10 protein-coding genes, 4 tRNA genes, 6 rRNA genes and 1 pseudogene are annotated in these 26,413 nt (G+C 42.1%); all 21 read left to right on the plus strand.

Going from position 1 to position 26,413, the window contains the following annotated elements; genetic code table 11:
* The 21 genes and pseudogenes from dnaA to NST76_RS00105 all read left to right on the plus strand — a co-directional run bounded on the left by dnaA (position 1) and on the right by NST76_RS00105 (position 26,404).
* The gene (gene dnaA / locus NST76_RS00005) at positions 1 to 1,350 is read left to right on the plus strand and encodes a chromosomal replication initiator protein DnaA (RefSeq protein WP_036119568.1); all 1,350 of its coding nucleotides are present in this window, start codon (positions 1 to 3) and stop codon (positions 1,348 to 1,350) included.
* A 169-nt stretch (positions 1,351 to 1,519) separates the two neighbouring features.
* Positions 1,520 to 2,656 carry a DNA polymerase III subunit beta gene (gene dnaN / locus NST76_RS00010; RefSeq protein WP_036119570.1) on the plus strand — a complete coding sequence of 379 codons (1,137 nt, stop codon included), beginning with the start codon at positions 1,520 to 1,522 and terminating at the stop codon, positions 2,654 to 2,656.
* A gap of 111 nt (positions 2,657 to 2,767) precedes the next feature.
* Positions 2,768 to 2,992, plus strand: coding sequence for a S4 domain-containing protein YaaA (gene yaaA, locus NST76_RS00015; RefSeq protein WP_036119572.1), 225 nt, complete (start codon positions 2,768 to 2,770; stop codon positions 2,990 to 2,992).
* Positions 2,993 to 2,995: 3 nt separating this feature from the next.
* The gene (gene recF, locus NST76_RS00020) at positions 2,996 to 4,111 is read left to right on the plus strand and encodes a DNA replication/repair protein RecF (RefSeq protein ID WP_036119574.1); all 1,116 of its coding nucleotides are present in this window, start codon (positions 2,996 to 2,998) and stop codon (positions 4,109 to 4,111) included.
* Positions 4,112 to 4,203: 92 nt separating this feature from the next.
* The gene (gene gyrB / locus NST76_RS00025; protein WP_051891598.1) at positions 4,204 to 6,138 is read left to right on the plus strand and encodes a DNA topoisomerase (ATP-hydrolyzing) subunit B; all 1,935 of its coding nucleotides are present in this window, start codon (positions 4,204 to 4,206) and stop codon (positions 6,136 to 6,138) included.
* A 25-nt stretch (positions 6,139 to 6,163) separates the two neighbouring features.
* Positions 6,164 to 8,632, plus strand: coding sequence for a DNA gyrase subunit A (gene gyrA, locus NST76_RS00030; protein WP_089933324.1), 2,469 nt, complete (start codon positions 6,164 to 6,166; stop codon positions 8,630 to 8,632).
* A 142-nt stretch (positions 8,633 to 8,774) separates the two neighbouring features.
* Positions 8,775 to 9,857 carry an HD-GYP domain-containing protein gene (locus NST76_RS00035; protein ID WP_036119578.1) on the plus strand — a complete coding sequence of 361 codons (1,083 nt, stop codon included), beginning with the start codon at positions 8,775 to 8,777 and terminating at the stop codon, positions 9,855 to 9,857.
* 429 nt (positions 9,858 to 10,286) lie between these two features.
* A 16S ribosomal RNA gene (locus tag NST76_RS00040) occupies positions 10,287 to 11,838 on the plus strand.
* A 94-nt stretch (positions 11,839 to 11,932) separates the two neighbouring features.
* Positions 11,933 to 12,009, plus strand: a tRNA-Ile gene (locus tag NST76_RS00045).
* A gap of 12 nt (positions 12,010 to 12,021) precedes the next feature.
* Positions 12,022 to 12,097 (plus strand) — tRNA-Ala (locus NST76_RS00050).
* Positions 12,098 to 12,311: 214 nt separating this feature from the next.
* A 23S ribosomal RNA gene (locus NST76_RS00055) occupies positions 12,312 to 15,239 on the plus strand.
* A gap of 187 nt (positions 15,240 to 15,426) precedes the next feature.
* Positions 15,427 to 15,542 (plus strand): 5S ribosomal RNA (gene rrf / locus NST76_RS00060).
* Together the 16S, 23S and 5S rRNA genes with 2 tRNA genes alongside form the textbook arrangement of a ribosomal RNA operon.
* A gap of 169 nt (positions 15,543 to 15,711) precedes the next feature.
* A pseudogene (tnpA, locus tag NST76_RS00065) lies at positions 15,712 to 16,018 on the plus strand (IS200/IS605 family transposase); the annotation flags it as partial.
* 695 nt (positions 16,019 to 16,713) lie between these two features.
* Positions 16,714 to 17,607 (plus strand): patatin-like phospholipase family protein, encoded by an 894-nt coding sequence (locus NST76_RS00070; RefSeq protein ID WP_036124545.1) that lies wholly within the window; start codon positions 16,714 to 16,716, stop codon positions 17,605 to 17,607.
* 307 nt (positions 17,608 to 17,914) lie between these two features.
* Positions 17,915 to 19,466, plus strand: a 16S ribosomal RNA gene (locus NST76_RS00075).
* A gap of 94 nt (positions 19,467 to 19,560) precedes the next feature.
* A tRNA-Ile gene (locus NST76_RS00080) sits at positions 19,561 to 19,637 on the plus strand.
* A 12-nt stretch (positions 19,638 to 19,649) separates the two neighbouring features.
* A tRNA-Ala gene (locus NST76_RS00085) sits at positions 19,650 to 19,725 on the plus strand.
* 214 nt (positions 19,726 to 19,939) lie between these two features.
* Positions 19,940 to 22,867 (plus strand): 23S ribosomal RNA (locus NST76_RS00090).
* 190 nt (positions 22,868 to 23,057) lie between these two features.
* Positions 23,058 to 23,173 (plus strand): 5S ribosomal RNA (gene rrf, locus NST76_RS00095).
* A gap of 293 nt (positions 23,174 to 23,466) precedes the next feature.
* Positions 23,467 to 24,930 (plus strand): IMP dehydrogenase, encoded by a 1,464-nt coding sequence (gene guaB, locus NST76_RS00100; RefSeq protein WP_036122042.1) that lies wholly within the window; start codon positions 23,467 to 23,469, stop codon positions 24,928 to 24,930.
* A gap of 142 nt (positions 24,931 to 25,072) precedes the next feature.
* A complete protein-coding gene (locus NST76_RS00105; RefSeq protein WP_080717062.1) occupies positions 25,073 to 26,404 on the plus strand; it encodes a D-alanyl-D-alanine carboxypeptidase family protein in 1,332 nt (443 codons plus the stop codon).
* The last annotated feature ends 9 nt before the right edge of the window (positions 26,405 to 26,413 follow it).

Here is a 26,413-nt window from a genome sequence, read left to right on the forward strand (position 1 = left end):
TTGGAACATTTAGAAGAACTATGGAATAATGTCCTGGCTCAAGTTGAACAAAAAATTTCTAAACCAAGCTTCGAAACGTGGCTAAAGTCTACAAAACTACTATCTTATAATGGTAGTGGTTCCACTGTGACAATAGCTGCGCCTAATTCGTTTGCTCGAGACTGGCTTGAGAATCATTATATTCATTTGATTACAGGTATATTAACGGAGCTTACAGGCGAAGACTTGCTTATTAAATTTGTTGTTCAAAAAAACCAGGATTCGGACGATTTCGATTTGCCGGCGCCGATTATCCAAGCGAAAAATAACGATCACCATGATATTTCACCAGGTATGTTAAATCCGAAATATACTTTTGATACGTTTGTTATTGGCTCTGGTAACCGCTTTGCACACGCTGCCTCGTTAGCTGTCGCTGAAGCCCCTGCAAAGGCATATAATCCTTTCTTTATTTATGGGGGAGTTGGGCTAGGTAAAACACACTTAATGCATGCGATTGGCCATTATGTTTTAGAACATAATCCAAATGCAAAAGTAGTCTACTTATCATCCGAGAAATTTACAAATGAATTTATTAACTCTATTCGTGATAACAAAGCACTTGATTTTCGCAATAAGTACCGCAACGTGGATGTACTGCTAATTGATGATATTCAATTCCTTGCTGGAAAAGAATCAACTCAAGAAGAATTTTTCCACACTTTTAATACTTTACATGAAGAATCAAAACAAATTGTTATATCCAGTGACCGTCCTCCTAAGGAAATTCCAACATTGGAAGATCGTCTACGTTCACGCTTTGAGTGGGGGTTAATAACTGATATTGCGCCGCCTGATTTGGAAACTCGTATAGCTATCTTGCGCAAAAAAGCAAAAGCAGATGGTCTAGAGGTACCAAATGAAGTAATGCTTTATATTGCGAACCAGATTGACTCCAATATTAGGGAGCTTGAAGGTGCGCTTATTCGCGTCGTCGCCTATTCTTCACTGGTGAACAAAGATATTACGGCAACATTAGCAGCTGAGGCATTAAAAGATATAATCCCAAATTCAAAGCCGCGAGCAGTGACAATACTAGATATTCAAAATGCAGTAGGGGAACATTTTAATATACGTTTAGAAGATTTCTCTGCCAAAAAACGTACAAAATTAATTGCTTTCCCACGTCAAATCGCTATGTATTTATCACGCGAATTAACAGATTTTTCGCTGCCGAAAATCGGCGAAGAATTTGGTGGTCGCGACCATACGACTGTCATCCATGCACACGAAAAAATATCTTCTATGTTGAAAGATGACGTTCAACTACAACAAGATGTTAAACAAATTCGTAGTATGTTAGGTAAGTAATTACTGTGGACAAACCAACTATTTAAACACAAACTTATACACAGTCTATCTACATGTGGATAGACTGATTTTATTCATAAAAATACACTTATCCACAAATCCACAGGGCCTATTACTATATCTTTTTATTTTATATAAATAAATAATATAAATATGTGAGGGAAATAGAATGAAATTTGATATTTTACGTGACCGTTTATTAGAGGGTTTAAATGATGTCATGAAAGCAGTAAGTTCAAAAACAACTATTCCGATTTTAACGGGGATTAAAATTGATGTAACAGAGGAAGGTATCCGCTTAACAGGTAGTGATGCTGATATTACAATTCAAACATTTATTCCAGTAGAGGAAGATGGACAACAAATTATTCACATTACTGAAACAGGATCTATTGTTGTACAAGCACGTATGTTTAATGAAATTGTACGTAAATTACCAACAAACGATGTTGAAATCCAAGTAACACCAGGTTTCCAAACGCATATTCGTTCAGGTAAATCTGAGTTCCATCTAATTGGCTCTGATGCAGCAGAGTACCCATTATTACCAGAATTAACGGAAGATCAAAAATTTACTATTCCGGCTGATCTTTTAAAAACAATTATCCGTGAAACAGTATTTGCTGTTGCCACTTCTGAAAGTAGACCAGTGTTGACAGGTGTAAACTGGCAGATCAAAAACGAAACTTTAATCTGTGTTGCAACAGATAGTCATCGATTAGCAAGACGTAAAGTGCAATTGGAAAATTTACCAGAAGTTGAACATAGCGTAGTTATTCCAGGGAAAAGTTTAAATGAATTAAATAAAGTACTAGAAGATTCAACAAATCTAGTGCAAATTGTTATTACAAGCCAGCAAGTATTATTTAAAACTGGTGATGTATTATTCTTCTCTCGTTTACTGGAAGGCAATTACCCAGATACAACGCGTTTAATCCCTGAAGAATATCAAACAAATGTAACGATTAACGGTAAAGCTTTATTACAAGCTATCGATCGTGCGTCACTTGTTGCACGAGGAGATCGTAACAATGTTGTACGTTTTGAAATATTAGATAACCAAGCAGTTGAAGTTTCTTCTAATTCTCCTGAGATCGGTAAAGTGCAAGAAGAAATTCCTGTTGAATCATTAGAAGGAGAAAGCTTGAAAATTTCCTTCAGTGCAAAATATATGATGGAAGCTTTAAAAGCAATTGATGGCCAAGATGTAGTTATTCAATTTACAGGAGCGATGAGACCATTTATTTTACGCTCCGTTCACGATGATGCTATTTTACAATTGATTTTACCTGTACGAACTTATTAAAAATTTCATAACTGCTAAGATAGTCGCTATTGTGACTATCTTTTTTTACTTATGGCGTAATTTTAGGTATGATAGAGAGATAGACAGTCTGTATTCGGAGGGAAACACACTATGCAGGACATTAAAATTGATGAGGAGTTCATCACGTTAGGGCAGCTTTTAAAAATCACTGATGCCATTAGTTCAGGTGGCATGGCCAAGTGGTTTTTACAAGAAAATGCTGTATATGTAAATGGAGAAGTAGACGATCGTCGAGGTCGAAAATTACGTGACGGAGACGTTATAAATATTCCCGGATGTGGTCGCTTCCAAATCGTAGGACCAGCTGGACAATAAATTATGTATATTGAGCAAATAAAACTTACAAATTATCGTAACTATGATGCCTTAGCTTTAAACTTTTCTCCAAAAATTAATGTTTTTATTGGTGAAAATGCTCAAGGAAAAACAAATGTTATGGAGTCCATCTATGTTTTAGCAATGGCTAAATCCCATCGAACAACGAACGATAAAGAATTGATACGTTGGGATTCAGACTATGGTAAAATAGAAGGGGCCGTTAAAAAAAGGCATGGTATTTTACCAATCGAACTTACGATTACAAAGAAAGGTAAAAAGGGCAAGATAAATCATATAGAGCAAAGTCGCCTCAGTCATTATATTGGTCAAATGAACGTTGTTATGTTTGCGCCAGAAGACTTGAACGTTGTAAAGGGGAGTCCTCAAATACGCCGACGTTTTATTGATATGGAGATTGGGCAAATTTCGCCTGTCTATTTACATGATTTATTGACCTTTCAAAAAGTTTTAAAACAACGTAATCATTTCTTAAAGATGAATCAAGGCAAGTCCATGTCAAATGATGTGATGTATGAGGTCTACAATGAACAATATATTCATGCAGCTACCCAAATTATTCGTAAAAGATTTCAATTTATGGATTTATTGCAGGAGTGGGCAGAACCTATACACGCAGGCATATCACAAGGTAAGGAAACACTGGTTATAAAATATCGTACGGTAGCTGGTATTGAAAAAGAACACTCTACCAGTGAAATTGAAAATACTTTACATCAAAAATTGATTGAAGCGAGAGAACGTGAATTTGACAGGGGTGTGACACTTGTTGGCCCACACCGTGATGATTTGCAGTTTTTAGTAAATGGCTATGATGTTCAAACTTATGGCTCTCAAGGACAACAACGTACAACTGCATTGTCTTTAAAGCTTGCTGAAATTGAATTAATTAAACAAGAAACAAAAGAAACACCCATACTACTTTTAGATGATGTTTTGTCGGAACTCGATGATTATCGTCAATCGCATTTATTAAATACCATTCAAGGTGAAGTCCAAACCTTTGTAACAACTACAAGTGTGGATGGAATTCATCATGAAACGATGGAACAGGCTCAACTGTTCCACGTGAAACAAGGTGCGATTGAAAAAAGTTAGCCAGGGTAGTTTTTTAGATTACAAAAGAATGGTAATAGTCAGCTCGGTTGACTGTTCATTCATTTACACACAATGATGTTATGAAGGAGTAGATGAAAGCCGTGGCTATAGAGAACGAAGGTTTACAAAACCAAGCTTATGAAGCCGATCAGATACAGGTACTAGAAGGTTTAGAGGCAGTACGTAAAAGACCAGGGATGTATATCGGTTCAACAAGTTCTAAAGGGCTTCACCATTTAGTATGGGAAATTGTTGATAATAGTATCGATGAAGCTCTTGCAGGATTTTGTACAGATATACAAGTAACAATTGAAAAAGAGAACTGGATTCGCGTAGAAGATAACGGTCGAGGTATTCCAGTTAGCATTCAAGAAAAAATGGGTAAGCCAGCTGTTGAAGTTATTATGACAGTTTTACATGCTGGTGGTAAATTTGGCGGTGGAGGCTATAAAGTTTCTGGTGGTCTTCATGGAGTTGGGGCATCAGTGGTGAATGCACTTTCTGTTGAAACAATTGTTCAGGTTCATCGTGAAGGTCATATTCATGAAATTAAGTTTGAACGTGGGAAAACTGTTCAAGAATTAATGGTGATCGGTGAAACAAACCACAATGGTACAACAACGCGATTTAAAGCTGATCCAGAAATTTTTAAAGAAACGACTGTTTATGAATATGATATTTTAGCTCATCGTATTAGAGAATTGGCTTATTTAAATCGTGGTATTAAGATTACGATTGCTGATGAACGAGAAGAAGAGGTTCGTTCAACTACATATCACTATGAAGGTGGTATTCGATCTTATGTTGAGCATTTAAACCAATCTAAAGAGCCAATCCATGATCCAATTGATGTTCTTGGAGAGAAGGATGGCATCTCAGTGGAAATTGCTATGCAATACAATGCTGGATTCTCCTCTAATATTTTTTCATTTGCTAATAATATTAATACGTATGAAGGCGGTACACATGAGTCTGGTTTTAAAACAGCCCTTACACGTGTTATTAACGACTATGCTCGAAAAAATGGATTGCTTAAAGAATCTGATGCCAATCTTACAGGCGAGGATGTACGTGAAGGGTTAACAGCTATTGTTTCTGTTAAACATCCAGATCCACAATTTGAAGGACAAACGAAAACAAAGCTAGGGAATTCAGAAGTAAGTCAAATTACTAATTCATTATTCTCAGATGGCTTTGAACGTTTTATGTTAGAAAATCCAACTGTTGCTCGTAAGGTAGTAGAAAAAGGTTTAATGGCTGCCCGTGCACGTGTAGCAGCGAAAAAGGCACGTGAATTTACTCGTCGTAAAAATGCACTTGAAGTATCAAGCTTACCGGGTAAATTAGCTGACTGTTCTTCTACTATCCCCGCTGATTGTGAAATTTATATTGTTGAGGGTGATTCAGCCGGCGGTTCGGCTAAATCTGGACGTGACCGTCACTTCCAAGCGATTTTGCCTTTACGTGGTAAGATTCTTAACGTTGAGAAAGCTCGACTAGATAAAATTTTATCGAATGCGGAAATTCGTGCAATGATTACAGCATTCGGCACAGGTATTGGTGAAGAGTTTAATTTAGAAAAAGCTCGTTATCATAAAATCATTATCATGACAGATGCCGATGTCGATGGAGCACATATTCGTACATTACTTTTAACATTCTTCTTCCGTTTCCTTCGACCACTTATAGAAGCAGGCTATATTTATATTGCACAGCCACCACTTTATCAAGTGAAACAAGGTAAGCATATTGAGTACTGCTACGATGAAGAAACATTAAAAGAAATTATAGAACGACTACCAAAAATGCCAAAACCAAATGTGCAGCGTTATAAAGGTCTTGGTGAAATGAACGCTGAGCAACTTTGGGAAACAACAATGGATCCAGAGTACCGCACATTATTACAAGTAGAATTAGATGATGCAATTAAAGCTAACCAAGCATTTGAGCGTTTAATGGGCGATGAAGTTGAACCTCGTCGTCAATTTATCGAGGAAAATGCCGTATACGCTAATTTAGATATCTAATTTTTCTTGAGAGGAGGTCTACACTTTGTCAGAACAAGAACGCTCCGGTGTTAAAGGAGTTAATATCACAGAAGAAATTGAAACATCCTTTCTTGATTATGCAATGAGTGTAATTGTATCGCGTGCATTACCTGATGTACGTGATGGATTAAAACCAGTTCATCGTCGTATTTTATATGGGATGCAGGAATTAGGTAACACCGCAGATAAAGCTTACAAAAAATCAGCACGTATTGTTGGGGATGTAATGGGTAAGTACCATCCACATGGTGACTCATCCATTTATGATGCAATGGTACGTATGGCGCAAGATTTTAGTTATCGTTATATGCTTGTTGATGGTCACGGAAACTTTGGCTCTGTTGATGGTGATGGAGCAGCAGCCATGCGTTATACAGAATCACGTATGTCTAAAATAGCTATGGAAATGCTTCGTGATATCAATAAAGATACAATTGACTACACTGATAACTATGATGGATCAGAAAAAGAACCAATTGTTTTACCAAGTCGCTATCCAAACCTTTTAGTGAACGGTGCTGCGGGAATTGCCGTTGGTATGGCAACGAATATTCCTCCTCACCAGTTAGGAGAAACAATTGATGCTGTTATAGCACTTTCTGAAAATCCAGCCATTACTACTGAGGAGTTAATGGATATTATTCCAGGTCCTGATTTCCCTACTGGAGGATTGATTTTAGGGCGTAGTGGTATTCGCAGAGCTTATGAAACTGGACGTGGTTCCATCATTATTCGCGCGAAGGTGGAAATTGAGCAAAAGTCAAATGGTAAGGAGACCATTCTTATTCATGAATTACCTTACCAAGTGAATAAGGCTAAGCTTATTGAAAAAATCGCAGAGCTTGTACGTGATAAAAAAATAGATGGTATTACAAATTTACGTGATGAATCTGACCGTCGTGGTATGCGAGTAGTCATTGAAGTTCGTAAAGATGCCAACGCTAATGTAGTTTTAAATAATTTATATAAACAAACAGCTATGCAATCAAGCTTTGGTATCAATATGCTGTCATTAGTAAATGGTCAACCAAAAGTATTGGGCTTAAAAGAAATGCTTTACCATTATTTAGAGCACCAAAAGGTAATTATTCGTCGTCGTACAGAATTCGAACTTCGAAAGGCTGAAGATCGTGCTCATATTTTAGAAGGCTTACGAATTGCACTCGATCATATTGATGAAATAATTGCCATCATTCGTGGTTCACGTAGCGGCGAAGAAGCAAAGCCGCAATTAATGGAGCGTTTTAGCTTATCAGAGCGCCAGGCTCAAGCTATTTTAGATATGCGTTTAGTTCGCTTAAGTGGATTAGAACGTGAAAAAATTGAAGCAGAATACCAAGAGCTTCAAATTCTTATTGCGGATTTAAAAGCAATTTTAGCGGATGAAGAAAAAATTGTGGATATTATTCGTACTGAAATTTTAGAGGTGAAAGAACGTTTTAATGATATACGCCGTACTGAGATTACATCTGGTGGTCTAGAAATGATTGAGGATGAGGACTTAATTCCTGTTGAAAACTCAGTTGTTACTTTAACACATAATGGCTATATCAAGCGTTTAGCTGCGAATACATATCGTAGTCAAAAGCGTGGTGGTCGTGGTGTACAAGGAATGGGGACAAACGAAGATGATTTTGTAGAGCATCTAATGAATACCTCTACCCATGATACAATTTTATTCTTTACGTCAAAAGGTAAAGTATTTAGAGCAAAAGGATATGAAATTCCAGAGTTCGGTCGTACCGCTAAAGGATTACCAATTGTAAACCTACTCAACATAGATAAAGGTGAAAAAGTAACAGCCATGATTCGCGTTGGATCGTTTGATGAAGATGCTTACTTTATCTTTACGACGAAAACAGGTATTACGAAACGTACACCTGTCTCACAATTTGCTAACATTCGAACAAATGGTTTAATAGCTATTAGCTTACGAGAAGATGATGATCTTATTTCTGTACGTCTAACAGATGGAGATAAGCAAGTGATTATTGGTACACGCGATGGTATGCTCGTTCGTTTCCAAGAAGATGACATTCGTTCTATGGGTCGTACAGCTGGTGGAGTGCGAGGCATTAAGCTACGTGATGGTGACGAAGTAGTAGGCATGGAGATTGTTGAACCAGGGCAAGAAATTTTAGTAGTTACTGAAAAAGGTTACGGTAAACGTACTTCTGAAGATGAATATCGTTTACAAAGTCGCGGTGGTGTAGGTCTGAAAACCATCCAGATTACAGATAAAAATGGACCTATGGTAGCTGTGAAAACAGTTGATGGTTCTGAAGATCTCATGCTTATTACAATCAACGGTATGTTGATCCGTATGGATATCAATGATATTTCATTAATTGGACGTAGTACGCAAGGAGTTCGTTTAATTCGATTAGGAGACGACGAATTAGTTGCGACTGTAGCTAAAGTTGAAAAAGCTGAAGAGTCTCCAGAAGACGAAGAAGATGAAATAGAGGAATAATTTCAACCGATGACGACAGAATTACATGTCGTTCATCGGTTTTTTTTACGTAAATAATGAAAAATAAGTAATTATTTAGAATTCCATGATAAAATGAAGATACCTTATTTGAAGCAAGAAACAGTGGAGAGGTGTTCATTTCGTGGAAACTATATATGTTCCGATTTCAGAGTTAGGCGTTGGTAAAGTAATTTCTGAAGATATTTTTGCTAATACACAGTATCCAATCATTTTTAAAGATACGATGATTTCCTACGTACATTTGCAAGTATTTCATGCGTTTAATATTTTCAACGTCCCCGTTTATAAAAATGAAAACGATACTCGAGTAGAGAAGAAAGAAAATGATGTTGAGGTTGTGATAGAAGAAATACCGACTTTTAGAAAAGTCTATAATAATTCTGTTGAACAATTCAAAAAAGAATTTAAAAATTGGGAAGCCGGAGCAAAAGTAGATATTGCCAAGGCAAGGACAATTATTTTACCTCTAGTAGAGATGGTCCTAGATGATCGTACAATTATATTTGATTTAAATGAGTATTCAAATGCGAAAGACTACTTGTATCACCATTGTGTTGCAACTGGTTTGATTTCCGCAGTGATTGCTCAAAAGCTTGGTTATGATAGAGGGATTACCATTCAAGTTGCAATAGGTGGTTTATTAGCTGATTGTGGTATGGCTAAAGTACACCCACGTATTAGAGATAAGAAGACACCTTTAACAGAGCAAGAGTATGATGAAATTTATAAACATCCAATTTATAGCTATAATATGGTAAAAGATTTAACAATTTTAAAGGAGACAATGAAAGAGGCAATTTTCCAACACCATGAACGTTTAAATGGAAGCGGCTATCCGAAAGGTGAAAAGATCGCTAATATCTCAATTTTTGCTCAAATTATAGCTGTGGCAGATGTCTTTCATGCTATGACATGTGAACGAGTATATAGATCAAAACAATCTTCATTTAAAGTTATAGAAATGATTAATGAATCTGAGTTTGGGAAGTTCGATATTAAAGTAGTACGTGCTTTAATCGATATTGTTGCAGATCTTCCTATAGGTACGATTGTTGAACTGTCTAATTTGGAACGTGGTGAAGTAATGTTTGTAAATAAATTTGCACCAACACGTCCACTCATTAAATTAATCCATTCAGGAGAAATTTTCGATTTAGGAAAAAATCGTAGTTTTTATATTTCACGAATTATAACAAGTCTTTAAAAATATTAGGGCAAACCATATATTATGGCTTGCCATTTTTTGACCCTTAATGCCATTAGTAAAGTATGTGTCCATGTTGAGTATAGTTTGCATCTTCTTTACTAAGTGTCTGGATAGTATATTTTTATAAAATAACAAACAATATTAATCCATTAGGTAGTAGTCTTATTTGCTATGATGGTGTTTAAACGCATTTAATTATATTGCATTTAAATATTTTCGGAGAAAGTGTTGACATAGTTTTAGAATCTTGATATTATAAATGAGTCGCCAAGAGGTGACAGTGAAATAATGAACATGAACCTTGAAAACTGAACAAGCAAAACGTAATCAATAAAGTTTTCAGTAACTAACTTCGGTTAGTGAACAAAACAAAATTTTGGACATCAAAATGATGCCAGCAAAACAATTTGAGCTATTCAAATTTCTTTTATGGAGAGTTTGATCCTGGCTCAGGACGAACGCTGGCGGCGTGCCTAATACATGCAAGTCGAGCGAACAGAGAAGGAGCTTGCTCCTTTGACGTTAGCGGCGGACGGGTGAGTAACACGTGGGCAACCTACCTTATAGTTTGGGATAACTCCGGGAAACCGGGGCTAATACCGAATAATCTGTTTCACCTCATGGTGAAACACTGAAAGACGGTTTCGGCTGTCGCTATAGGATGGGCCCGCGGCGCATTAGCTAGTTGGTGAGGTAACGGCTCACCAAGGCGACGATGCGTAGCCGACCTGAGAGGGTGATCGGCCACACTGGGACTGAGACACGGCCCAGACTCCTACGGGAGGCAGCAGTAGGGAATCTTCCACAATGGGCGAAAGCCTGATGGAGCAACGCCGCGTGAGTGAAGAAGGATTTCGGTTCGTAAAACTCTGTTGTAAGGGAAGAACAAGTACAGTAGTAACTGGCTGTACCTTGACGGTACCTTATTAGAAAGCCACGGCTAACTACGTGCCAGCAGCCGCGGTAATACGTAGGTGGCAAGCGTTGTCCGGAATTATTGGGCGTAAAGCGCGCGCAGGTGGTTTCTTAAGTCTGATGTGAAAGCCCACGGCTCAACCGTGGAGGGTCATTGGAAACTGGGAGACTTGAGTGCAGAAGAGGATAGTGGAATTCCAAGTGTAGCGGTGAAATGCGTAGAGATTTGGAGGAACACCAGTGGCGAAGGCGACTATCTGGTCTGTAACTGACACTGAGGCGCGAAAGCGTGGGGAGCAAACAGGATTAGATACCCTGGTAGTCCACGCCGTAAACGATGAGTGCTAAGTGTTAGGGGGTTTCCGCCCCTTAGTGCTGCAGCTAACGCATTAAGCACTCCGCCTGGGGAGTACGGTCGCAAGACTGAAACTCAAAGGAATTGACGGGGGCCCGCACAAGCGGTGGAGCATGTGGTTTAATTCGAAGCAACGCGAAGAACCTTACCAGGTCTTGACATCCCGTTGACCACTGTAGAGATATAGTTTCCCCTTCGGGGGCAACGGTGACAGGTGGTGCATGGTTGTCGTCAGCTCGTGTCGTGAGATGTTGGGTTAAGTCCCGCAACGAGCGCAACCCTTGATCTTAGTTGCCATCATTTAGTTGGGCACTCTAAGGTGACTGCCGGTGACAAACCGGAGGAAGGTGGGGATGACGTCAAATCATCATGCCCCTTATGACCTGGGCTACACACGTGCTACAATGGACGATACAAACGGTTGCCAACTCGCGAGAGGGAGCTAATCCGATAAAGTCGTTCTCAGTTCGGATTGTAGGCTGCAACTCGCCTACATGAAGCCGGAATCGCTAGTAATCGCGGATCAGCATGCCGCGGTGAATACGTTCCCGGGCCTTGTACACACCGCCCGTCACACCACGAGAGTTTGTAACACCCGAAGTCGGTGAGGTAACCTTTTGGAGCCAGCCGCCGAAGGTGGGATAGATGATTGGGGTGAAGTCGTAACAAGGTAGCCGTATCGGAAGGTGCGGCTGGATCACCTCCTTTCTAAGGATTATTTCGGAATACAAACCTAGGGTTTGTAAGATTACGTTTTGCGTTCAGTTTTGAAGGTTTATTAAATAATATAAAACTTCCAAGAGGGCCTATAGCTCAGCTGGTTAGAGCGCACGCCTGATAAGCGTGAGGTCGATGGTTCGAGTCCATTTAGGCCCACCATATATACCTCTTGGGGCCTTAGCTCAGCTGGGAGAGCGCCTGCCTTGCACGCAGGAGGTCAGCGGTTCGATCCCGCTAGGCTCCACCAATCTTTGTTCTTTGAAAACTGGATAAAACGACATTGAAATTGTAACAAACACATTTATTTTTTAAGTTTTTTTATAGGCTTAATAACATTAGAAGGTTTCAAGACACGAGCAGTTCTAGGAAGCAATCGAGTGAATGAAGGAGCGTACTTGAGTACGTGACTGATTGAACGAGTGAAGCTGACAACGAAATGTGATGTGTATTGAAAGCCGTTAGGTTAAGTTATTAAGGGCGCACGGCGAATGCCTTGGCACTAGGAGCCGAAGAAGGACGGCACTAACACCGATATGCTTCGGGGAGCTGTAAGTGAGCTTTGATCCGGAGATTTCCGAATGGGGGAACCCACTACGTTTAATCGCGTAGTATCTTGACGTGAATACATAGCGTCTTGAAGGCAGACCCAGGGAACTGAAACATCTAAGTACCTGGAGGAAGAGAAAGAAAAATCGATTCCCTGAGTAGCGGCGAGCGAAACGGGAAGAGCCCAAACCAAGAGGCTTGCCTCTTGGGGTTGTAGGACACTCAATACGGAGTTACAAAAGAGCGAGTTAGATGAAGCGACTTGGAAAGGTCCGCCAGAGCAGGTAAAAGCCCTGTAGTCGAAAGTTCGTTCTCTCCTGAGTGGATCCTGAGTACGGCGGAACACGTGAAATTCCGTCGGAATCCGGGAGGACCATCTCCCAAGGCTAAATACTACCTAGTGACCGATAGTGAACCAGTACCGTGAGGGAAAGGTGAAAAGCACCCCGGAAGGGGAGTGAAAGAGATCCTGAAACCGTGTGCCTACAAGTAGTTAGAGCCCGTTAATGGGTGATAGCGTGCCTTTTGTAGAATGAACCGGCGAGTTACGATTACGTGCGAGGTTAAGCTTTAGAAGGCGGAGCCGCAGCGAAAGCGAGTCTGAATAGGGCGAAATAGTACGTGGTCGTAGACCCGAAACCAGGTGATCTACCCATGTCCAGGGTGAAGGTAAGGTAACACTTACTGGAGGCCCGAACCCACGCACGTTGAAAAGTGCGGGGATGAGGTGTGGGTAGCGGAGAAATTCCAATCGAACTTGGAGATAGCTGGTTCTCTCCGAAATAGCTTTAGGGCTAGCCTCGTGATGAGAATACTGGAGGTAGAGCACTGTTTGGACTAGGGGGCCATCCCGGTTTACCGAATTCAGACAAACTCCGAATGCCAGATATTTATACACGGGAGTCAGACTGCGAGTGATAAGATCCGTAGTCAAAAGGGAAACAGCCCAGACCACCAGCTAAGGTCCCAAAGTAATCGTTAAGTGGAAAAGGATGTGGCGTTGCACAGACAACCAGGATGTTGGCTTAGAAGCAGCCATCATTTAAAGAGTGCGTAATAGCTCACTGGTCGAGTGACGCTGCGCCGAAAATGTATCGGGGCTAAACGATTCACCGAAGCTGTGGATTGACATCTACGATGTCAGTGGTAGGAGAGCGTTCTAAGTGCGTTGAAGTCAGACCGGAAGGACTGGTGGAGCGCTTAGAAGTGAGAATGCCGGTATGAGTAGCGAAAGACGGGTGAGAATCCCGTCCACCGTATGACTAAGGTTTCCTGAGGAAGGCTCGTCCGCTCAGGGTTAGTCGGGACCTAAGCCGAGGCCGATAGGCGTAGGCGATGGACAACAGGTTGATATTCCTGTACCACCTCCTCACCGTTTGAGAAATGGGGGGACGCAGTAGGATAGGGTAAGCGCGCTGTTGGTTATGCGCGTCCAAGCAGTAAGGCGTGTGTGTAGGCAAATCCGCACACTGTAACGTTGAGCTGTGATGGCGAGTCCGTATGGACGAAGTTCCTGATTTCACACTGCCAAGAAAAGCCTCTATCGAGGTGAGAGGTGCCCGTACCGCAAACCGACACAGGTAGTCGAGGAGAGAATCCTAAGGTGTGCGAGAGAACTCTCGTTAAGGAACTCGGCAAAATGACCCCGTAACTTCGGGAGAAGGGGTGCTCTTGAGCGTGCAAGCGCATGAGAGCCGCAGTGAATAGGCCCAGGCGACTGTTTAGCAAAAACACAGGTCTCTGCAAAACCGTAAGGTGACGTATAGGGGCTGACGCCTGCCCGGTGCTGGAAGGTTAAGAGGAGTGGTTAGCGCAAGCGAAGCTGCGAATTGAAGCCCCAGTAAACGGCGGCCGTAACTATAACGGTCCTAAGGTAGCGAAATTCCTTGTCGGGTAAGTTCCGACCCGCACGAAAGGCGTAACGATCTGGGCACTGTCTCAACGAGAGACTCGGTGAAATTATAGTACCTGTGAAGATGCAGGTTACCCGCGACAGGACGGAAAGACCCCGTGGAGCTTTACTGTAGCCTGATATTGAATTTTGGTACAACTTGTACAGGATAGGTAGGAGCCAGAGATCTCGGAGCGCCAGCTTCGAAGGAGGCGTCGGTGGGATACTACCCTGGTTGTATTGAAATTCTAACCCATGCCCCTTAGCGGGGCAGGAGACAGTGTCAGGCGGACAGTTTGACTGGGGCGGTCGCCTCCTAAAAGGTAACGGAGGCGCCCAAAGGTTCCCTCAGAATGGTTGGAAATCATTCGTAGAGTGTAAAGGCACAAGGGAGCTTGACTGCGAGACCTACAAGTCGAGCAGGGTCGAAAGACGGGCTTAGTGATCCGGTGGTTCCGCATGGAAGGGCCATCGCTCAACGGATAAAAGCTACCCCGGGGATAACAGGCTTATCTCCCCCAAGAGTCCACATCGACGGGGAGGTTTGGCACCTCGATGTCGGCTCATCGCATCCTGGGGCTGTAGTCGGTCCCAAGGGTTGGGCTGTTCGCCCATTAAAGCGGTACGCGAGCTGGGTTCAGAACGTCGTGAGACAGTTCGGTCCCTATCCGTCGTGGGCGTAGGAAATTTGAGAGGAGCTGTCCTTAGTACGAGAGGACCGGGATGGACACACCGCTGGTGTACCAGTTGTCTTGCCAAAGGCATCGCTGGGTAGCTATGTGTGGACGGGATAAGTGCTGAAAGCATCTAAGCATGAAGCCCCCCTCAAGATGAGATTTCCCATTACGCAAGTAAGTAAGATCCCTCAAAGACGATGAGGTAGATAGGTTCGAGGTGGAAGTGTGGTGACACATGGAGCTGACGAATACTAATCGATCGAGGACTTAACCAAAAACGTTTGAACCATTCAATGAACCGTTTATCCAGTTTTGAAAGAATAATTTCTTTTATGAAGGGTTTCAAAATACGAGTAGTTCGAGGAAGCAATGGAGAGAGGAAAGGAGCGTACTCAAGTACGTGACTGACTGAAGGACAGAAGCTGACGAAGAAATGCGATGTATATTGAAAGCCGACCATAGTCTAGTGATGATGGCAAAGAGGTCACACCCGTTCCCATACCGAACACGGAAGTTAAGCTCTTTAGCGCCGATGGTAGTTGGGGGCTTCCCCCTGTGAGAGTAGGACGTCGCTAGGCAATAGAAACAGTCAGCTGTGTGCTGGCTGTTTTTTTATTTTTGTATCTTTTGAAAACCCCTTGCTATGCGAGGGGTTCTAAAGAGCTTCTAGCTATGGACAAGAAAAAATCCCCAATCGTATAATGAATTCTGGTCTGGTCAACCGACTTCGTACGAAAGGGGATCCAAATAGATAACAAGAGTTTAGCACACACAACATGGAATTGTAAGTATCACATTGTCTTTGCGCCAAAATATAGAAGGCAGATTATTTGTGTACAAATTAAAGTTAATATAGGGAGAATCCTTTGCTAGTTAGGTGAAAGAAAAGGAGCAGAAATTATCGAAGCAACAGCCTGCCCTGATTATATTCATATGTTGGTGAGTAATTCTCCAAAATTAAGTGTTTCATATGGGTTATTTGAAAGGGAAAGGTAGTTTAATGAAATTTGATTGACAGGCGAATCTGAAATACAAATATATTAACAGGGAGTTTTGATGTCGTGGATATTATGTAGATACAGTAGGAAGAAACAAAAAACATTCAGAAATATATAGTCAATGACAACAGTATTCTTGAGGATCAAATGATCATGAAGGGTTGTTCGTGCATAAAAATCTTGACTAATTTAAATTTATTTTCAGCTATATGTATGGAATGTCCTGTGCGCTTCCTTTCTCTACTATGACATAATAAGACCAATTATATTTTTGCATAAATCGTTACACTATTTTTTTGTTGGTAGATTTCCGAAAAATGTAGTGATTTCACCTTAACCATAACGAAATGTATGGCCTGCCCTTACCTTACCTGACTGTTTCGCCTCTTTCTCCTCTACGAATGTTTCAATAGCATTTTAACTGTGTGTGTTTTATATTCAGTTCCTCTAGTACTTGTTTTACTGGTATACAAGCAACTTCATTTCATTTGCCCTCATTTTACTTCAAATGGGTAACTTACTCTTAATAGCCATAGAAAAAACGTCTCTCTTAATTAATAGGTCAGTATGTACTAATTACCTTCCTTTTGTGAAACCCCTTTTATTCCGTATATTAGAAAAAATCCAATTCGATCATAAACAAAAGTTGTTAACCATGTTTTAGGTTTCGACAATAAAGTATAAATTTTAGTTCTAATCATCATTACCCTCTCTTATACTGTAAAGATTACATCAAAAAGGAGAGGAAATTTTGTGGATTGATGGCGTTTTTTCTGGTGGTGGTTTGAAGGGATTTGCCCTGGTTGGGGCATATCAAGTACTAGAAGCTGAACATTTTCGTTTTAAACGTGTAGCTGGTACAAGTGCAGGTGCAATTTTAGCTGCGTTTATTGCTGCAGGATATAGCGGTAAAGAGATCGAAGCTATGCTAGAAGAATTGGATGTACCTTCATTACTGGATCCTAGAAGAACAATATTACCTTTCCCTTTTATGAAATGGATAAATGTTTATAATCATTTAGGTCTTTATAAAGGAAAGGCATTAGAAAAATGGTTTTTTCAAAAATTAGCTGCAAAAGGTGTATATACTTTTGGAGATTTGCCTAAAGATTCACTAAAATTAGTAGCTTCAGATTTGACCAATGGTAGAATGATTGTTTTACCAGATGATCTACACAAATATCAGATTGATGCGAAGAACTTTTCAGTTGCTTGTGCACTACGTATGAGTTGTGGTATACCATTTTTCTTTGAACCAGTTACCTTAAAAACTGGCAAAGGAGAATCAGTAATCGTGGATGGTGGGGTTTTAAGTAATTTCCCATTATGGATATTTGATGATAAAGAAGGTCGAAAAGTACGACCAATTTTGGGTTTGAAGCTAAGCAGAAGGAGAGAAGAACAATGTCCGCAAGAAATTAAAAATGGCCTAAACTTATTTGAAGCATTATTTTCAACTATGAAAGACGCACATGATGAGAGGTATATATCAAGGCGACATGAAAGAGATATTATCTTTATTCCTGTAGAAGATTATAGTGCAACTCAATTTGATTTAAATGAGGAGACAAAAGAAACTCTTTTAGAAATAGGAAGAAATCGTACAATTCAATTTTTACGGAATTGGCCAAGGTTGAAATTTTAGTTCGTTTAAAATTATTTATATAAAACTATTGACCAATAATAAATGAGGTGTTATTATATAAAAGTTGCTGTTGAGATAAGCAACTACTAAAATATAAAAATAAAATAACTGTTGACATTAAATATTAAACATGTTATTATATAAAAGTTAGCTCTTAACAAAGAGAAAACATAAAATGAACCTTGAAAACTGAACAAGCAAAACGTAATCAATAAAGTTTTTAGTAACTAACCTTGGTTAGTGAACAAAACAAAATTTTGGACATCAAAATGATGCCAGCAAAACAATTTGAGCTATTCAAATTTCTTTTATGGAGAGTTTGATCCTGGCTCAGGACGAACGCTGGCGGCGTGCCTAATACATGCAAGTCGAGCGAACAGAGAAGGAGCTTGCTCCTTCGACGTTAGCGGCGGACGGGTGAGTAACACGTGGGCAACCTACCTTATAGTTTGGGATAACTCCGGGAAACCGGGGCTAATACCGAATAATCTGTTTCACCTCATGGTGAAACACTGAAAGACGGTTTCGGCTGTCGCTATAGGATGGGCCCGCGGCGCATTAGCTAGTTGGTGAGGTAACGGCTCACCAAGGCGACGATGCGTAGCCGACCTGAGAGGGTGATCGGCCACACTGGGACTGAGACACGGCCCAGACTCCTACGGGAGGCAGCAGTAGGGAATCTTCCACAATGGGCGAAAGCCTGATGGAGCAACGCCGCGTGAGTGAAGAAGGATTTCGGTTCGTAAAACTCTGTTGTAAGGGAAGAACAAGTACAGTAGTAACTGGCTGTACCTTGACGGTACCTTATTAGAAAGCCACGGCTAACTACGTGCCAGCAGCCGCGGTAATACGTAGGTGGCAAGCGTTGTCCGGAATTATTGGGCGTAAAGCGCGCGCAGGTGGTTTCTTAAGTCTGATGTGAAAGCCCACGGCTCAACCGTGGAGGGTCATTGGAAACTGGGAGACTTGAGTGCAGAAGAGGATAGTGGAATTCCAAGTGTAGCGGTGAAATGCGTAGAGATTTGGAGGAACACCAGTGGCGAAGGCGACTATCTGGTCTGTAACTGACACTGAGGCGCGAAAGCGTGGGGAGCAAACAGGATTAGATACCCTGGTAGTCCACGCCGTAAACGATGAGTGCTAAGTGTTAGGGGGTTTCCGCCCCTTAGTGCTGCAGCTAACGCATTAAGCACTCCGCCTGGGGAGTACGGTCGCAAGACTGAAACTCAAAGGAATTGACGGGGGCCCGCACAAGCGGTGGAGCATGTGGTTTAATTCGAAGCAACGCGAAGAACCTTACCAGGTCTTGACATCCCGTTGACCACTGTAGAGATATAGTTTCCCCTTCGGGGGCAACGGTGACAGGTGGTGCATGGTTGTCGTCAGCTCGTGTCGTGAGATGTTGGGTTAAGTCCCGCAACGAGCGCAACCCTTGATCTTAGTTGCCATCATTTAGTTGGGCACTCTAAGGTGACTGCCGGTGACAAACCGGAGGAAGGTGGGGATGACGTCAAATCATCATGCCCCTTATGACCTGGGCTACACACGTGCTACAATGGACGATACAAACGGTTGCCAACTCGCGAGAGGGAGCTAATCCGATAAAGTCGTTCTCAGTTCGGATTGTAGGCTGCAACTCGCCTACATGAAGCCGGAATCGCTAGTAATCGCGGATCAGCATGCCGCGGTGAATACGTTCCCGGGCCTTGTACACACCGCCCGTCACACCACGAGAGTTTGTAACACCCGAAGTCGGTGAGGTAACCTTTTGGAGCCAGCCGCCGAAGGTGGGATAGATGATTGGGGTGAAGTCGTAACAAGGTAGCCGTATCGGAAGGTGCGGCTGGATCACCTCCTTTCTAAGGATTATTTCGGAATACAAACCTAGGGTTTGTAAGATTACGTTTTGCGTTCAGTTTTGAAGGTTTATTAAATAATATAAAACTTCCAAGAGGGCCTATAGCTCAGCTGGTTAGAGCGCACGCCTGATAAGCGTGAGGTCGATGGTTCGAGTCCATTTAGGCCCACCATATATACCTCTTGGGGCCTTAGCTCAGCTGGGAGAGCGCCTGCCTTGCACGCAGGAGGTCAGCGGTTCGATCCCGCTAGGCTCCACCAATCTTTGTTCTTTGAAAACTGGATAAAACGACATTGAAATTGTAACAAACACATTTATTTTTTAAGTTTTTTTATAGGCTTAATAACATTAGAAGGTTTCAAGACACGAGCAGTTCTAGGAAGCAATCGAGTGAATGAAGGAGCGTACTTGAGTACGTGACTGATTGAACGAGTGAAGCTGACAACGAAATGTGATGTGTATTGAAAGCCGTTAGGTTAAGTTATTAAGGGCGCACGGCGAATGCCTTGGCACTAGGAGCCGAAGAAGGACGGCACTAACACCGATATGCTTCGGGGAGCTGTAAGTGAGCTTTGATCCGGAGATTTCCGAATGGGGGAACCCACTACGTTTAATCGCGTAGTATCTTGACGTGAATACATAGCGTCTTGAAGGCAGACCCAGGGAACTGAAACATCTAAGTACCTGGAGGAAGAGAAAGAAAAATCGATTCCCTGAGTAGCGGCGAGCGAAACGGGAAGAGCCCAAACCAAGAGGCTTGCCTCTTGGGGTTGTAGGACACTCAATACGGAGTTACAAAAGAGCGAGTTAGATGAAGCGACTTGGAAAGGTCCGCCAGAGCAGGTAAAAGCCCTGTAGTCGAAAGTTCGTTCTCTCCTGAGTGGATCCTGAGTACGGCGGAACACGTGAAATTCCGTCGGAATCCGGGAGGACCATCTCCCAAGGCTAAATACTACCTAGTGACCGATAGTGAACCAGTACCGTGAGGGAAAGGTGAAAAGCACCCCGGAAGGGGAGTGAAAGAGATCCTGAAACCGTGTGCCTACAAGTAGTTAGAGCCCGTTAATGGGTGATAGCGTGCCTTTTGTAGAATGAACCGGCGAGTTACGATTACGTGCGAGGTTAAGCTTTAGAAGGCGGAGCCGCAGCGAAAGCGAGTCTGAATAGGGCGAAATAGTACGTGGTCGTAGACCCGAAACCAGGTGATCTACCCATGTCCAGGGTGAAGGTAAGGTAACACTTACTGGAGGCCCGAACCCACGCACGTTGAAAAGTGCGGGGATGAGGTGTGGGTAGCGGAGAAATTCCAATCGAACTTGGAGATAGCTGGTTCTCTCCGAAATAGCTTTAGGGCTAGCCTCGTGATGAGAATACTGGAGGTAGAGCACTGTTTGGACTAGGGGGCCATCCCGGTTTACCGAATTCAGACAAACTCCGAATGCCAGATATTTATACACGGGAGTCAGACTGCGAGTGATAAGATCCGTAGTCAAAAGGGAAACAGCCCAGACCACCAGCTAAGGTCCCAAAGTAATCGTTAAGTGGAAAAGGATGTGGCGTTGCACAGACAACCAGGATGTTGGCTTAGAAGCAGCCATCATTTAAAGAGTGCGTAATAGCTCACTGGTCGAGTGACGCTGCGCCGAAAATGTATCGGGGCTAAACGATTCACCGAAGCTGTGGATTGACATCTACGATGTCAGTGGTAGGAGAGCGTTCTAAGTGCGTTGAAGTCAGACCGGAAGGACTGGTGGAGCGCTTAGAAGTGAGAATGCCGGTATGAGTAGCGAAAGACGGGTGAGAATCCCGTCCACCGTATGACTAAGGTTTCCTGAGGAAGGCTCGTCCGCTCAGGGTTAGTCGGGACCTAAGCCGAGGCCGATAGGCGTAGGCGATGGACAACAGGTTGATATTCCTGTACCACCTCCTCACCGTTTGAGAAATGGGGGGACGCAGTAGGATAGGGTAAGCGCGCTGTTGGTTATGCGCGTCCAAGCAGTAAGGCGTGTGTGTAGGCAAATCCGCACACTGTAACGTTGAGCTGTGATGGCGAGTCCGTATGGACGAAGTTCCTGATTTCACACTGCCAAGAAAAGCCTCTATCGAGGTGAGAGGTGCCCGTACCGCAAACCGACACAGGTAGTCGAGGAGAGAATCCTAAGGTGTGCGAGAGAACTCTCGTTAAGGAACTCGGCAAAATGACCCCGTAACTTCGGGAGAAGGGGTGCTCTTGAGCGTGCAAGCGCATGAGAGCCGCAGTGAATAGGCCCAGGCGACTGTTTAGCAAAAACACAGGTCTCTGCAAAACCGTAAGGTGACGTATAGGGGCTGACGCCTGCCCGGTGCTGGAAGGTTAAGAGGAGTGGTTAGCGCAAGCGAAGCTGCGAATTGAAGCCCCAGTAAACGGCGGCCGTAACTATAACGGTCCTAAGGTAGCGAAATTCCTTGTCGGGTAAGTTCCGACCCGCACGAAAGGCGTAACGATCTGGGCACTGTCTCAACGAGAGACTCGGTGAAATTATAGTACCTGTGAAGATGCAGGTTACCCGCGACAGGACGGAAAGACCCCGTGGAGCTTTACTGTAGCCTGATATTGAATTTTGGTACAACTTGTACAGGATAGGTAGGAGCCAGAGATCTCGGAGCGCCAGCTTCGAAGGAGGCGTCGGTGGGATACTACCCTGGTTGTATTGAAATTCTAACCCATGCCCCTTAGCGGGGCAGGAGACAGTGTCAGGCGGACAGTTTGACTGGGGCGGTCGCCTCCTAAAAGGTAACGGAGGCGCCCAAAGGTTCCCTCAGAATGGTTGGAAATCATTCGTAGAGTGTAAAGGCACAAGGGAGCTTGACTGCGAGACCTACAAGTCGAGCAGGGTCGAAAGACGGGCTTAGTGATCCGGTGGTTCCGCATGGAAGGGCCATCGCTCAACGGATAAAAGCTACCCCGGGGATAACAGGCTTATCTCCCCCAAGAGTCCACATCGACGGGGAGGTTTGGCACCTCGATGTCGGCTCATCGCATCCTGGGGCTGTAGTCGGTCCCAAGGGTTGGGCTGTTCGCCCATTAAAGCGGTACGCGAGCTGGGTTCAGAACGTCGTGAGACAGTTCGGTCCCTATCCGTCGTGGGCGTAGGAAATTTGAGAGGAGCTGTCCTTAGTACGAGAGGACCGGGATGGACACACCGCTGGTGTACCAGTTGTCTTGCCAAAGGCATCGCTGGGTAGCTATGTGTGGACGGGATAAGTGCTGAAAGCATCTAAGCATGAAGCCCCCCTCAAGATGAGATTTCCCATTACGCAAGTAAGTAAGATCCCTCAAAGACGATGAGGTAGATAGGTTCGAGGTGGAAGTGTGGTGACACATGGAGCTGACGAATACTAATCGATCGAGGACTTAACCAAAACGTTTGAAACATTCAATGAACCGTTTATCCAGTTTTGAAAGAACAAAACTTTCAATAAAAAAAGAGCTTCAAGACACAAGTAGAACAAGGAAGCAAACGAGTGATTGAAGGAGCGTACTTCTGTACGTGACTGATTGAACGAGAGCAGCTGACGCAGTAATACGCCGTGTATTGAAGGTCGACCATAGTCTAGTGATGATGGCAAAGAGGTCACACCCGTTCCCATACCGAACACGGAAGTTAAGCTCTTTAGCGCCGATGGTAGTTGGGGGCTTCCCCCTGTGAGAGTAGGACATCGCTAGGCAAAAAAAACAGTCAGCTGTGTGCTGGCTGTTTTTTTATTTCCTAATGAAATTCTTTAATAATTTAAAGGATTTTCTACAAAAAACAATTACTTTCTAAGAAATATTATGAAAAAATTAAATATATCTAACTCATTCTATATTTTTACTGTAGCTATTTATTTGGATTTTTAATTAAAATTTGCTATCATTAAAAATCTGAATTGTCTTTCTTTTATAAGTTTCTTGACAGTAGCAGTCCACGTTGTTAATCTTACAATTAATATTCTTTTAACTATAGGAGGAAGTTACGAAAATGTGGGAGACTAAATTTGCCAAAGAAGGTTTAACTTTTGATGATGTATTATTAGTACCAGCTCATTCCGAAGTATTACCGAAAGATGTTGATCTATCTGTTCAATTAACACCAAAGATTAAATTAAACATTCCAATGGTCAGTGCAGGTATGGATACAGTTACAGAGTCTAAAATGGCGATTGCTATGGCACGTCAAGGCGGTATCGGTATTATTCATAAAAACATGGGGATCGATGAGCAAGCTGAACAAGTAGAAAAAGTAAAACGTTCTGAAAATGGTGTTATTACAAACCCATTCTTCTTAACTCCGACACATCAAGTTTTCGATGCTGAGCATCTAATGGGTAAATACCGAATCTCTGGTGTACCTATTGTTGATAGTATGGAAAATCAAAAGCTAGTAGGGATTATTACAAACCGTGATTTACGTTTTATCTCTGATTACTCTTTAAAAATTGAAGATGTAATGACAAAAGAAGATTTGATTACAGCACCTGTAGGAACGACTTTAGAGGATGCTGAAAAAATTCTTCAACAATATAAAATCGAAAAACTTCCAATTGTAGATGAAGAAGGTAGATTAACTGGTCTTATTACAATTAAAGATATCGAGAAAGTAATTGAGTTCCCAAATGCTGCTAAAGATACACATGGTCGTTTACTAGTAGGAGCAGCAGTCGGTGTATCAAAAGATACAATGGTGCGTATTGAGAAACTTGTAGAAGCACAAGTTGACATTGTAGTAATCGATACAGCCCATGGGCATTCAGAAGGCGTTTTACAAACAATCCGTTCAATCCGAGAAACCTACCCAGAGTTAGAGATCATTGCTGGTAACGTAGCAACAGGAGAAGGTGCACGTGCATTATTTGAAGCTGGTGCAGATGTTGTTAAAGTAGGTATTGGTCCAGGTTCTATTTGTACTACACGTGTTGTAGCTGGTGTGGGTGTACCACAAATTACAGCAGTATATGATTGTGCTACAGTAGCTCGTGAGCTTGGTAAAACAATTATTGCTGATGGTGGTATTAAATACTCTGGTGATATCGTAAAAGCTCTAGCAGCTGGAGGTAATGTTGTAATGCTTGGTTCACTTCTTGCAGGTACATCTGAATCTCCTGGAGAAACAGAAATCTTCCAAGGACGTCGTTTCAAAGTTTACCGTGGTATGGGTTCTATCGGAGCAATGGAAAAAGGTTCTAAAGATCGTTACTTCCAAGAGGATGCGAAAAAATTAGTACCTGAGGGTATTGAGGGTCGCCTTCCATATAAGGGACCATTAGCTGATACAATTTACCAACTGATTGGTGGTATTCGCGCTGGTATGGGTTATTGTGGAGCACCACATCTTGAGCACCTACGAGATAATGCACAATTTGTTAGAATGACAGGTGCTGGTCTACGTGAATCACATCCACATGATGTACAGATTACAAAAGAATCACCAAACTATTCCATGTAATAAATTACTTGCAACTTTTATGCTTTCGCATCGTCTACAAAGATGGCGCGAGAGCATTTTTTTATGGTAGAGAGTCAACACGGTTGTTGTTATCTATGATAAAATGTCGAGGACAAGATTATTTTTTTGGAGGGCTTTAAAGGTGAAAAAGAAAATGAACACCGTATTACGTTTACTCCTAATCCCTGTTTTATTATTTAGTATTTTTGCGGGTATTCCTGCAAAGGCAAATGCGGAAACAGATTTGGGATTAACAGTGGATGCTGCGATTTTAATTGACGCAGATTCAGGGAAAATTTTATATGAACAAAACGCAGATACTTCACTAGGTATTGCAAGTATGACGAAAATGATGACTGAATACCTGTTACTGGACGCGATTGATGCAGGGACAGTTAAGTGGGAACAGGAATATCAAGTAACAGATTATACGTATCGTATGTCTCAAAATCGTGCATTAAGTAATGTACCTTTACGTAGAGATGGCTCTTACACGATTCGTGAGTTATACGAAGCCATGGCCATTTATTCGGCAAATGCGGCAACCGTAGCTATTGCCGAAACGATTGCGGGTTCTGAGACTGAATTTTTAAAGTTAATGAATAAAAAAGCAGAGGAACTTGGCTTAGAGGGCTATAAATTTGTCAATTCTACGGGTCTTAATAACGCTGATTTATTTGGTATGCATCCATCAGGTACAGGTCCAGAAGACGAAAATGTGATGCCTGCTAAATCTGTAGCTAAATTGGCGTATCATCTATTAAAAGACCACCCGAAGGTTTTAGAAACATCTCAAATTACAAAGAAAACGTTCCGTGAAGGCACAGATGATGCCATTGAAATGTCTAACTGGAACTTTATGTTACCTGGATTAGTGTATGAATATCAAGGGGTAGATGGATTAAAAACAGGTACAACAAACTTTGCAGGTCACTGCTTCACAGGTACTGCAGAGCGCAATGGTACTCGTTTGATTGCAGTGGTTATGAAAGCTGTTGATGCAAATGGACAAGGATCATATGCAGCTCGCTTTGATGCCACAGCAAAATTATTTAATTATGGTTTTTCACAATTCTCTAAACAAGAAATTTTACCAGCGAACTATACATTCAAAGATCAAAAAACGGTAAAAGTGACAAAAGGTAAAGAAGACAAAGTAGCGATTGCAGTAAAAGAACCAATTTCATTTATGATTAAGTCTTCTGATAAAGATTTATATAAACCTACATTGGTTTTAGATAAAAAGAGTTTAGAGGCAGATGTTAAGAAAGACACTGTTGTAGGAAAGGTCGTTATTGAGCGCACAGAAGGCACTGATTACGGCTTTATCGATGGCAAGGATATTTCATCCGATGTTGTCACAACAGAGGCTGTAGAGCGTGCTAGCGGTATTTCATTGTTCTTCCAAGGTATAGGTAACTTCTTCGGCAATTTATGGGGAGGCATTACAGACTTTGTTGGGGGACTATTTTAATCTATAGTT

This window comes from Lysinibacillus sp. FSL W7-1291 (genome assembly GCF_038593415.1).
Lineage (GTDB): Bacteria > Bacillota > Bacilli > Bacillales_A > Planococcaceae > Lysinibacillus > Lysinibacillus fusiformis_D.